This window comes from Flammeovirga yaeyamensis, assembly GCF_018736045.1.
In the GTDB taxonomy this organism is placed as follows: Bacteria; Bacteroidota; Bacteroidia; order Cytophagales; family Flammeovirgaceae; genus Flammeovirga; species Flammeovirga yaeyamensis.
This window is the reverse complement of sequence record NZ_CP076133.1, coordinates 956,278-969,735: the sequence shown is the minus strand read 5'-3', so window position 1 is coordinate 969,735 and position 13,458 is coordinate 956,278. Positions and strand designations below refer to the sequence as shown.

The following is a 13,458-nucleotide window of genomic DNA, read 5'->3' as shown; positions in this document are numbered from 1 at the left end:
TGGTTTTTAGAAGTTTAATTTAAATCCAGTTAAGTACAATGCTGAGATAGGGTAGTTACCTTTATCCAAACCTCTAGAAGACACTCCATTACCTGCTGCTTCAGGATCGTAACCTGTGTAATTCGTAATCGTTAATGGGTTCTGAGCAGAGACAAATAGTCTACAATTCGCCATACCCAATTTTTTCAATACTGTTTGAGGTAGGGTATATCCAATTTGAATATTCTTTAATCTCAAATACGATCCGTCTTCTAACCATAAATCTGTATAACCTCTAAAGTTATCGTGCTCTTTTGTTGTTCCTCTATACGCTGGTACATCAGAATTAGGATTAGCTCTGTTCCAAGTATTTACTTGATCTGCATGTCTGCCTTCTGAATAAGCCATGGCCATTGAACCGTTCATTACACTGTGTCCAATTGCAGCATACCAATGCATCATAAAATCGAAGTTTTTCCAGGTAAGGTTCAGGATTAAGCCTGTTTCAAAATCAGAGAAACCTGATCCCATATACACTCTATCAGCATCTGTAATCTGACCATCACCATCGGTGTCTAAGTAGATCAAATCGCCCAATCTAGCATCTGGCTTAATCTTTTGATACTCTCTTAATTGTTCATCAGATTTAACTACTCCATCCGTTTTGTACAAGAAGAAAGCACCCGCTTCGTATCCTTGTGAAAAGGCTGTAATTTTAGAAGTAGAAGAGGCTCCAGAAATTAAACCATTGTCTGTTGTATAAATAAACTCTTCTGTATTTAAGCTTGTGATCTCGTTGATGTTCTTTGTGAATGTACCTGTAACCGTCCAATTCACTCCTCCTGTTTTCCCTTTAAATGTACCAGCTAATTCTAAACCTTTATTGACCATGTTACCAATGTTCATCGTCATTTTAGAATCCGCTCCTGTTCCTGCACCACCCGATGGAGGTAATTGAACAGGGAATAACATATCGGATTTTTGCGTATGGTATAAATCGGCATTCAAGATGAACTTGTTACCCATGAAACCTAAATCGATACCAATGTTATTTTGGATAGATGTTTCCCACTGTACGTTTCCGTTAGCAAAGCTTTGTTGTGCTGCACCAAAGTAAAGTGTTGGGAAACCACCCGAACCGAATGGGTAGTCCATTCCGTTTTGAATCGTTGCTTTATCTGTGTAAGGCAAGAAACTTTGTCCACCTACCTGACCATGAGAAGCACGGATCTTAAAGTTGTTATTTACACGTGAGAAGCTTTCCCAGAATTCTTCTTCGGCAATGTTCCATGCTGCCGATGCTGACGGGAAGAATTTCCATTTTTTCCCTTCTGCGAATTTTGAGTTACCGTTGTAGTTACCCGAAACGGAGAACATGTAACGGCTATCGTAATCGTAAGTTATACGACCTAAAGTACCGATAATATTGTAAGTATAGTTATAACCTGATGTTGCCGATGCTGCTAAAGCTGCACCATTCAGCACACGAATGGAGTTATCTACAATACCTGTTCTTTCAGCAAAGAAACTTTCTCTTGAATGTGATTCGTTCGAAACACCCAAGATACCTGAGATCTTGTGCTTACCAAATTTTTTCACATAAGACAAACGACCATCGATAGAGAAACTTGTACGACGAATAGATTCGTTGTTGATATATGAATTGGCAGGATCAGATTGTAAGATTCCGTTTTCATCATAATTTTCGATAAATGGCTTAAACCTTACTCTAAATTCATTGACCGAGTTCAAACCAATATTCGATTGGATTTTCAACCCTTCAATAATTTCGTAACCTAAACTTAAGTTGGCTTGTGCTCTTTCTCTTTTGGTCTCATCTAATTGACGCATTGCCTCTAACACGTTATTGGTTGTATTCCAACCACTCTCATCTACGATGATATCTGATGTTAAATCTAATACCGGTTTATACGGCGCATAACGGATTGTTTGCGTCAGTAAGTTACTAGATGTTCTTGCCAAGTTTTCTGACGTAATACCGATAGATGAACTAATATGCCATTTATCTTTTTTATAGTTCATACCCGCACGACCGTTAAATCTTGAGAATCCTGAATTGATCAGAGAACCTTGATCGTCGTAGTAACCTGCAGTTACATTATAAGTTAAACCTTTAGATCCACCATTTACACCTAAGTTGTAGCTCTGTGTTGGTTGATTATCTAAAATCACAACATCAGAAAGGTTGGTATCATTACTAAAGAAAGCTGGATTTCTAGGGATAGGTAAGTTAGTGGAGTTATCCCAATCGTTTGCACCTCTATTTCTTTCTTTCACTTGATCAAAGTACACTTGCTGTTGAGTGTTCATTAAATCAATTCCAGAAACAATATTTTTCACACCAAAAGAACCATCAATACTTACACTTAGTTTTCCTTCTTGTCCTTTTTTGGTGGTAATTAAAATTACACCGTTTGCACCTCTAGTACCATAAATTGCACATGATGCCAAATCTTTTAAGATGTCCATCGATTGAATTTCCGATGGTGCTAATCTTGGGTTTTCATTTTGTGGAATACCATCTACAACATATAAAGGCTCTGTTGCCCCCGCCATATCCGAAACGGTACTTACACCACGAATTTGTATTACAGCGTCCGCACCCGGCGAACCACTCGTAGATACATTTACACCAGCAATTTGACCCTGAAGTGCATTAGATACATCTCCAGTTACAAAGTTTGAGAAGGACTCATTAGAAACGTGAGCCACTGCTCCTGATACTTCTTTTTTCTTTTGTTCACCATAACCAATGGCAACTACCTCGTCTAATAATTGAACATCAGTTTTTAATACTACATCAATAACGGTTTGAGTAGAAAGCTTTACAGTTTGGGTTTCCATACCAATGAAACTGAATTCCAATGTCTCTCCTGATTCAGCCATTAATTCATAATTACCACGAAAGTCTGTAATCGTACCTTGGTTAGTACCAAGAATCCTTACGTTTACACCCGGTAATTCCATCTTATCATCTTCACTAATAACTTTACCCTTAATTTTTAGAGTTTGTCCAAAAGAGTTAAATGATAGTATAAGAAGCGAAAATAATAGTACAGATGATTTACAATATTTAATCACTTTGAAAACAGTATTCGTCTGTTCCATACGTTTTAGATAAATTAAGTGTTAATCCATTTCATAAATTTTTGCAGATTTCTCTGCGACCCCGCCTAGCTATACTTTTTCTATTTCATTCCAATAAGTTTAATTTTTAAAAAGTGTATTTGATGTCATCGCATACAAGCGAATTGAACAGTTGTTTTTGTTTTGATAAATCAAATGTATCTCACTTTCAAAAAATCAGTGTATTTGACAATATAAAGTGTGTATCTATGAGGATAAATGTGCCTAGCGGTATAAAAAATGAAGTTATTTAGTCACTTATCATTAAAAAAAATGCTTTGCTATTTACGCTTCAAAGGTAATAAAATTGATGGGCGTTTGCAGATTTAAAGCGTTAAATAAATGTATTTGATAGTTATTTGGGTGTCTGTTTTGGGGATGGGTATAAAAAATTAATGCTAAAGTTCTTCTGTGTAAACTTTAGCATTACTTCTAATATATACTCCTTTTATATCACTTAATTGTTTTATTGCTATTTGATTTTTCTTTAAAATATTCATTGAAATTATATTTTGAATATTTAGATAATGGAGCCCATTCTTTGGGTATCCATTGTTGGAGTTGTTTCTTTACCTTAGCATACTTTTTATTGTTGGAGAGGTTCGTCCATTCATCAGGATCTTTTTTCATATCATACAACTCTGAGGAACCATCTTCATATTGGACCAATCGAAAATCATTATTCCTTATTGCTATATTCCCTACACCATAAGACGAAAGTGCTGGAAACTTCCATTCCATTTTATTGTTTTCTATTAAAGGTATAAGAGAATGACCTTCGGCTAAACTGTAAGCAGGCAACTGACATAAGTCTAATAAGGTGGGGTAGATATCTAATAGTTGCACCGGCTGATCACAACGTCCTTTTTTAGAATTTAATGGTTTAAATAAAAGTATAGTACGGGTACTTCTCTCCCAAAGCGATTGCTTGGCAAACCTATTTTTTTCCCCTAAATGATAACCGTGGTCTGACCATAATACAATAATGGTATTATCAGCATAGGATGATTTTTCGAGTGCATCCAATAGTTTACCCACTTGGGCGTCCATAAAAGCGACACATGCTAGGTAAGATTGTATGATGTTTTTCCACTGTCCTTGCCTGATCATCTCTTCTGTTGTAGGCATCATTGGAGCATCATTTACCTTTTTGGCCATTTCAGAAATATCATCATTATCCTCTTTTAGGTATGGAGGCAACTCAATTTTATCTATTGGAAACTTATCCATCCATTCTTGTGGGGCATGCCATGGAACATGAGGACTTAAAAATCCAGCAGCTAAAAAGAATGGTTTTTGATGTTCTTCGTTTAGTTTATCAATTATCCATTCCGCTACTTGGTAATCAGTCATTAAGCTATCATGAGTTGGAAAAGCACCCCAATCGGTTAACGTATTCCCTATTTTATGTGGTATTTTTTTGGGATCATAATTCATACGCTCTTTAGGTTTTGGTCCAAACCAAGAAAAACGCCCTCCATATTCATCAAAAGAATTTAACTGATCTCCTCCATGGTAAATTTTTCCTGCAGCCATCGTCTTGTAGCCATATTTTTTAAAATAATCGGGCATTAAGATACTATTGGCTACTTTTTCATTTCCTTTTTGTATATCCCTATCCTTTAATTGCAAGTAATTTCCTGAAGTAAATGGTTGCAACCCTGTCATAATACTTGCCCTTGAAGGTCCGCAAATGGGTGCCTGACAATGTGCATTCGTAAATAAAACAGCCTGATCTGCTAGTCTATCGATATTTGGTGTATAGGCTTTTATTGAGGCATTCATGCAACCCACAAAATCGTTTAGATCATCTATGGCAATGAATAAAACATTGGGCTTGTCTTGGGCGAATACATTACTCCTGATTTGAAAAAACAAAAAGAAGAGTAGACTGATATAAAATTTCATAATGTCTTTTTTTACAATTCCTCTTCATAAATTGCCTTAACTATATACTCCCCTCCTGTAAGCTTAAACTTTAAAAAGTTGTCCACGTCTTTCTCAAAAGAGAGACCATGAAGTTTATTTATAAAACTCCCATCTTTCCATACTTCACGACCATTCACCAGTACTTTTTGGATCTTCTTATTACCCTTAGGAATACCAATAATGGCTTTCGTTTCTTTTGGAGAATGTAAGTCTATTTCATATTGTTGACTTGTTACATTAATCGTAAAATCAATAGTTCCCTTTACTGTCGGAATCTTTTCTGATAGCTTTTTGATGTGTAATAATGTGGGCGAAATTTCAAATTCGCTCCAAGCTACAGCCGTCGGCTGAACACCTGCGATATATTTTGATAAAATAGTGTTAGGAGCATTCCAAGCATGATTATAACTTCCTCCTTTTGGGAATTTCTCGTATAAAGTCGTCATTCCTTTTCGGTTTACCTGACTTTGATACTGCTCTTTCATTCTTTTTAATGAGGCTTCATGTCTTCCGGCAATACACATGGCTTCTTCTACAATCCATTCGAAATGAGGACTCGAAAAACGATTAGGGATCAACACATTATCTACAATTTGATTATAATATTTTGGCTTAGCGATTCCCGAAACGATAGCAATGGCGTTTGCTCTATCGTCTTTAAACTTCTTGATATCAGTACTATAAAAACCATCTTTCCAATAAGCTTTATCATAAGCAATTTCCATTGATTCAATACGTGATTGATACCACTGTATGTGTTCTTTGTTTCCTACTACATTTGCCATTTTATGGGCTTCTTTCAAAGCTAAATAGTAAAATGCCATTTGAATGGGTTCTTTATCAATCGTGTTCTCAACTCCCCAATCTAGCCAATCCCATGTGTCTGCGCTTTTTCCTCTTCTATATTCAGGCAAACCATTCTCTTGCATTGGAAATAAATCCAAGTAGCTAAAAACGTAAGGATATACTTTTTCTAAAGTTGCTTTGTCACCTGTATTCAGATAGTAAGGCCAGATTGCTCCAGATATAAATTGTAAACTTTGAGAAACTAATTCTCTTACTCTCAATGGACCCAAAGCTCCGATTACTCCATCTTCACTGAACATCATGGTCTGTAAAATTGCTTTTTTCAACAACTGACGACCAGCATTATCCATGGAATAGAAAAGGTAACTTGCCTGATCAGCTACATCACCTATCCATAATGCTCTTTCTCTATCCGGACAGTCCATAAAGTTATCACGAGCACAAACAAATAAAGTGTTGTTACCCATCTCCCAAAGACGAGTATAAAAAGGGTCGTCCACTTCAAAAGACCCTGCCATCTTTCCTACACTCATCCAACGGTATTTTAGAACATTGACTTTGATTCCTTTTGGAAAAGTATATTTGATATCATGTCCATTCATCCATGAAAAACACTCAAAAGACTGTTTTCCTTTTTTTGTTACATAGGTAGCTGTAATTTGATTTAGATGATTATCGGTAGTGATAAAAATGGTATCTCCTGCAGTTTTCGACTCAATCTCAAAATAAGGATTAATCTGTTTATTGAAAGGAAGTTTACATTTTAAGACCTTCCCATTACTTTCAAAAGGTAAATTAAGTTCTTCATGATTTTCATAATTTGCTAAGCCATGATTAATTAAATGAGGAACAATGTTGGGTTCTACATTATACCATGGAGCTATCCCTAACTTCCCTTTTTCAGTCGCCTTCTTCCATTTTTTATCATTATAATCGGGCATATACCAAGCCTTTGATGTCCAATCATTCAAAGCGTTTTGAGCATCAAATTGTACTCCATATTGAGTTAAGTTTTTACTTGGTGGTTCAATGGAGTTATCATAAGCAGTATGTTGTAATACGTTCCAAGATTTATCAGAAACAACAGTTTGATTTCCTATTTGAGAATGGAAAAGTAAACCTCCTTTTTTACTATCGATATGTGTTCCTTTATGCGTTTCCCTACCCCAATACCAAACTAAAATGGCAATGGTATTTTTTCCTTCTTTTAAATGCGATTGGATATTTACAGTTTCATACCATGAATTAGCGGGTGTAATTTTTTCCTTTCTATTCCATTCTCCTGCCTGACTTGGACCTCTCGATAACCCACCTTCAAACATGACCATTTCTCCGTTAACCCATAACCAAAATTTGCTATCAACAGAGATATGGGCTTCTATGATTTCTGGTACTTTTTCTAATTCAACCGTTTTTCTAAAACACATCCATGTATTGGAAGGACTGTCCTTTTCTTGCCATATCCATTGGGCATTTCCCCAATCAATGGGGTTTGAAAAAATAGCTGTAGACACTAATAGTAATAGGCTACTAAGAATTATTTTTTTGAGTAATAATTTCATTTTGTTAGTTCATTTAATTTCATACAATTCAATAATTGTTAAGTCTATACAGACTAATATTTGATTACTATTGAGTAAGATTGAATATTTTGAAAGCTTTATTTTGACTACCGGAATTAAGCTTTAATCCTTTGAAGGATAAACTTTGTCCCTCTCCTATATAGAGTGCTGTTTCTTGTTCTCCACTTGTAGTCGTTGTCTCCCTAACAATTCCGAAACGACCAATGAATTGAAGATATAAGTCTGAATTCGTATAGTGTACATCCGAACTCTCTGCACATATGATATAATCTACAATATGAGTTCCCTCCACTTCAGAAGTTACTTTTGCACCAATGATCGCCTCTCCATCTTTCAATGGAGTTACATTACGAATACTTGATGTTTTAGAAGCACTAGGCTCATAAATCGAAATAAACGGTCTGTCCCATGCTTCTCCCTTTTGCCTAACCACTAATACTTTTGTTTTCTTATCAAGATAAGCTTCATTAATATCACGACTAGGAGGAGCTAAAGCTGTGGTGTATTCTCGAGCAATTCCTGAAGGCAAAAACTGATGCATATACTTCTTATCCTCATTTAAATCATATCTAACGGAAATAGATTGATCAGTTGATGTAGACGACTTCGTGTCCTCGAAATAACGCCAACCCGGTGATTGCACTTGGTCACCAATATCATTTTGATACTTATCCGTTGATTTCGTTTTGAGCTTCTTTCCTTCTTCATCCAAAACCGTCATTTTATCTCCAATATTATGATAGATGTAATCATGGAATTTATTTTCTCCTAATGATTTAGATCGGAACATATCAAAATAATAGCCTGTTGTTGGACTGGTTCGGATGGTACTCAACGTACGCTCTTGTACTGCATTATTGACATTATCATCAAGATGTTGAGTAGCAAAATTGAAGTTTTGTGCAATTGGTTTTTCTAAATGAAGTGGTTCTGACGCTACATTTACAGTAGTATTTTGCCAAACATTTGCTCTACCTTTCCAAGATCCTTCATCCAATCCATGAGAAGACCCATTAACTACAACGGTATTGTTTCCTGCATATAATCTAAAGTAATGTTCGTGTAGTGGTATTCTCCTTTGTGCTACACTTGTAGGTAAACCTGCTTGAGGAGACATCACATAGCCTGCACCATAGAGTTCCATGGAAATACCAGTAGCATGAGAGTGAACATAATGGGCTCCTCCAATTACACCACACAATCCATATTCTTCATTATTTTTATCGACATAATTTCTTTGTAAAACCACTCCTGCATGTTTAATTACTACTGTTGGTTTTTGGAAATCAATTTCTCCTTCAATGACATCAGGAATATTACTACCCCATAACAAATTTGTAAATGTACCGTAATTCCCAAAGGTATTTACACTCACTTTAGGTTTATACCCTCCCTGAGCATCATATCTTTGTTTTAAAGCTACTTGTGCTTTATGTTCAAAGTCTTTCAATCCTCTTCTTTGAGCAAGGTTCAGCGTATATCGATACAATTTTTCAGTCCCATCATTTTTGCGATGTGTATCTCCATAAGAGACAAATCTTCTATCAGGATATCGGAGGTTATCAAATAAAAAATTACCTTCTAGAATATTTTTATAATCCTTATAGACATTCATTTCTGGTTTAATCCGATCTATGATATTAAGAATCATAGTGATGTTCCCCATAAAACTGTAGCTTGTTGACTCAGGCCATATGCCTTGCTCCCCAAACATGGGTAAAATCGTATTTTTAAATGAATTCTGATGGTATGTGCCTTCCTCCCAAAAGACATCAAACAGATGTTCTCTTTCTTTATCATTTTCTAAACATAATATCAGGAATAACGCTCCGGGAGCTGTTAGAACAGGGTGATTAGAAATAAATTTCCCATGTACATCCGGTCGACCATATTCTTGCAGAATGTTATCGGTCATATTCAATACCGCCTTTTGCATCACTGCATTATCATAATCTATATAGTTCTTTTGAGAAAGGGAATATACTTTTCTATTCGGCTCTTTCAGCCAATTATATATAAAATCATAAGCGATGGCAATTTGTCCATAAGAGGTTCTTGCATCATAAAATGGGTAGCCGCAAATAGAGGTATTGTGTCCTTCTCTGGTAGATAATTCGGATCCATAATGCCAAATGATGTCTGCCGCATATTGTGCATATTCATCTTTCCCTGTGAGGTAATAAATCAATGCAGCGTGGGCTGCTTGTCCTGTGAATGCCCCATGCTGATGCACCGTTTTTACTTTTAACTCTGGAATATTATCATCTTTGGCAAGAGGTGGTATTTTACTAATCCACCAACTTGGAGCAGCCTTATGTAAATCTACTTTTTTATCTACAGTGGCATAGGTTTGATCTAATAACTCTTGTGCCCAACCATATTCTCCGATCTTATTATATATTTCTTCCTTTTCGTCTTCTGTAATCCAAATGATGGGATGTTTTAAGGACTGTGCCTGACTTTTAAAAATAAAATTGATGGATAGAAGTATCAGTAAAAAAGCTCTCCTTAAAAAGTTGTTTCGGTATTTACTAGTTATATAATTCATTTGCTCATTCTATTTCTAAAGTTTTAGCTGTTTAATTGATTTAAAACCATAGACAAGTATTCTTACTGCCTATGATTTAAAATCAAAATGTAAAACGGTTTGAACAACAACCTATTTTACAAACACTTTTTTAGTATGTCCCGATACATTCACAATGTACAAGCCTGAACGTAAAGGAATAGTAAGGTGCGTTGTATTTACCACTTGATGATAAACTAAAGATCCAAAAAGGTTATAAACCACCACTTCGTTTCTTGATGACATTTCAGAAAGTTTTATAGCCCCTGTAGCACCAAAACATTTAAATGGAGCGTTATCCAAAGAAGTTGAGCTGATAATCTCGTCCTCAGGATCTGTTTCTGGGTCAGTTTCATGATCGGGATCCGGGTTTGGTTCTTCTTCTACAGGCTCAATACCTAAATCATATCCTTGTATATAAATTGGACGAGCATCTCCACTCACATTTCTTTCCATGGCATACACAAATAATTGCCCATCTTGAATCAAAATATTAGAATGAAGCATATTGATGCCATCTGTTGCCGTGTACAATTCTTCCCAATTGTTTGTGCCACCTTCCGCTTTTAAGATATAAGGTTTATTGTTTTTCATACTGATCAAATAAACCATATCTCCATCTACGGCATAAAGGTCACCCCCAGGAAAGTCAGTTGTAATCGTGAAATCATCATCACCTGCTTTTTTATAGGCGTGGACATTCTTTTTCTGATTATCAACTTCACTCTTAATACTATTTGTAATGAAATGAACGGATTCATTATCAGTTACTGTAAAGTTTACTCCAGTAGATATACGAACAGAATTTGCTCCGCCTTGAGTCACCACATCACCTGGTTCGTAGAAAAATAATTTCTCTGGACTTACCAACGGAATTGAGAATGATTCACCTTTATAGTTATACCATTCAGTCTCTCCCGATGGATCGTTTGTATATCCATAATGAAATCCATTATTGTAGACATACTTATCATCATTGTAACTCATTCGTTTTAGGAATCCCACTCTAAGTTTACCATTGATATATTTTAAATCGCCATATAAACCCCAATTGTAAAGGTTGCCTTTTGATTTTGCATTGAGTGTACTGAAGTTTGTGAATGGTCCCCAAACGCCATCGGTATATTTTGCAAACTTATACATACCGTTATTGTTCCCTCCTTCTCTAAACCAAACAAATAACTCATCGTCATCATTTAGGAAAAAGTTAGGGTAAGTGATGTCTGAATAATTATATGATGCATTTAAATACGTTTGTTTCGATCTAAATAAATCTCGATTAAAAGATCCTACTGGGGCGAGTGCTGCTCCTTCTAAAGATACTTGATAATTGAAATAAGTATCGGGGAAGTCGGCTTTACTGTAAGAGTGCATATCATACAACAAGTGAACAGTGTTATCTAACGGACAAACACCTACCGCAATGGTATTATGTGAATCGCCTATGTGTGTGTAAGTATTTCTAAAACCCACATGTGTATGTTCAAACTTCACGGTTTCTAAAGTTTGGGTAGGGATATGCAAACGAGATAACATCACATTTTTATTTTCTTCTCCTCCCATGTACCACGTCAAGAATAAAAAATCCCCATACTTCTTGATACAATCCCCATGTGGTGTTATTCGTCTACCAAAATAATACTCAAATCCAGGATTATCTACTTCCAAATTTGATTTTCTTTCTTCACCATCAAAATATAAACCGGAGTCTGTCACTTTTACTTCAAATATTCTTTCTACTTGTGCTGAAGTTTGCACAGTCATAAAAAGAAAAGAAATCAATGAGGTTATATAGTAAAATGTCGCTTTCATACTTTAGTTTGTTATTGTCATTATCATTTCTAAATCAAAAAAGTCAACTCTCTTGAAGTTTGATTTAAAACTAAAGTGAAGTCATAAAAAAATAGTCTAATAGATGGGTGATATCGTATATTCTATCATTCTATTAGACTATTTTACTGCTTTTTATATACTTATTTACTCTTTTGTAGATAGTTTTTACAGAAACTGATCTCCCCATTTTTGTCTTAATTCTATAGATAGTTTCTCTACCACTTCTGCATACTCTTTTTTCTCAGCAAGGTTATCCAATTCCAATGGATCTGTTTTGTGATCGAAAAGCATTCTTTCATAAGCCACCCCTTCAACGTCGGTCCATTCGGTATAAAATAAATCTCCTTTAATTAAGGTGACAGCATCTTTAAATTTGCACACCGCCCAATCTTTCTCACTCGTATCACCATTAAGAATTGGAACCATACTTTGTCCCACTGCTGTTTTCGGAACATTCAGACCTGCTAATTCAGCCAATGTAGGATAAACATCAATGTATTCTGTGATCGCATCTGTTCGTTGACCACTGGTTTTACCGGGTACTTTTAAAATCAGAGGTGTTCTCAAAGCCTTTTCGAAAGTGACATGTTTACACCAAAGCTTGTGATCTCCGAGATTCCATCCATGGTCACCCCAAAGAATTACAATGGTATTATCAGCTAATCCTTGATTTTCTAGTTCTTCTAGAACAAGTCCAATTTGAGCATCGATATAACTTACGCATGCATAGTAACCGTGAATCAACTCTTTTGCCATTTCATCAGAAATATCTCCCTTTTTGGGAACACTTTCGTATTGTCTAAGTTCTCCAAATTTATGAAAAGCCACTTTGGGTGTACTTTCCGGTTGGACATAACTTTCTGGTAATTTAATGGATTCCCTATCGTATAGATCCCAATACTTTTTGGGGGCTGTAAAAGGGAGATGGGGTTTTGCTACACCCATTGTCAGGAAGAAAGATTGATTTTGTTTTTTGAGTTTCTTTAAATCATTGATCACTTTAAGTGCTAATTTCCCATCCCTGTATACCGAATCTGCCACATCTGCTTTCTCAAAGGGCAAACCTCTTTTTGTTCTTTCTCTTAATTCTTGATTTTCTTTCAAAGCAAAATCCCATAATCGATCGGGGTGCCAAATTTCATCCCATGCTAATGCGTCGTCCTTTTTGTGATGATAAATCTTTCCATTAGAAATAGTAGTGTAACCATTTTGTTTGAAAAGCATAGGAAGAGATACAACATCAGGAAGATCGATATCTTTTTGCGTTCTTGCATCAAGCATTTGAGTTCTTGTAGGTCGAACACCCGTTAATAAACTCGTTCTTGATGCTCCACAAACGGGAATATTACAATAAGCTTGATCAAAGACTAAGCTTTCGCTCGCTAATTTGTCAAGGCTAGGAGAGTAGATATGTTTTGCTCCATAAAAATTCAACTCAGGCCTTAAATCATCAACAGCTATAAAGAGTATATTAGGTGGTTTGGTTTGTGTTTCAGTATTCTGTTTTTGTATCGAACAAGAAGTGATTACAACTAAGGCAATCAAGGTTAAAAAGATATATTTTTTCATTTATTTGATGGTTATAATTCAACATTTCGAATGAATAGAACATTT

General features: G+C 35.6%; 6 protein-coding genes. All 6 read right to left on the bottom strand.

The genetic code is table 11. The features are described 5' to 3' along the window. Positions 1 to 6 precede the first annotated feature (6 nt). On the bottom strand, positions 7 to 3,108 hold the full coding sequence (locus tag KMW28_RS23730) for a SusC/RagA family TonB-linked outer membrane protein (protein ID WP_169661912.1): 3,102 nt from the start codon (positions 3,106 to 3,108) through the stop codon (positions 7 to 9). Between the two features lie 471 nt (positions 3,109 to 3,579). After that, on the bottom strand, positions 3,580 to 5,034 hold the full coding sequence (locus tag KMW28_RS23725) for a sulfatase (protein WP_169661913.1): 1,455 nt from the start codon (positions 5,032 to 5,034) through the stop codon (positions 3,580 to 3,582). A gap of 11 nt (positions 5,035 to 5,045) precedes the next feature. Next, on the bottom strand, positions 5,046 to 7,424 hold the full coding sequence (locus KMW28_RS23720) for an alpha-L-rhamnosidase-related protein (protein ID WP_169661914.1): 2,379 nt from the start codon (positions 7,422 to 7,424) through the stop codon (positions 5,046 to 5,048). Between the two features lie 67 nt (positions 7,425 to 7,491). Further along, on the bottom strand, positions 7,492 to 9,993 hold the full coding sequence (locus KMW28_RS23715; protein ID WP_169661915.1) for a hypothetical protein: 2,502 nt from the start codon (positions 9,991 to 9,993) through the stop codon (positions 7,492 to 7,494). Between the two features lie 111 nt (positions 9,994 to 10,104). Next, complete coding sequence (locus KMW28_RS23710; protein WP_169661916.1) at positions 10,105 to 11,823, bottom strand: BNR-4 repeat-containing protein; 1,719 nt, start codon at positions 11,821 to 11,823, stop codon at positions 10,105 to 10,107. 186 nt (positions 11,824 to 12,009) lie between these two features. Next, positions 12,010 to 13,413, bottom strand: coding sequence for a sulfatase (locus KMW28_RS23705; RefSeq protein WP_169661917.1), 1,404 nt, complete (start codon positions 13,411 to 13,413; stop codon positions 12,010 to 12,012). Positions 13,414 to 13,458 lie beyond the last annotated feature (45 nt).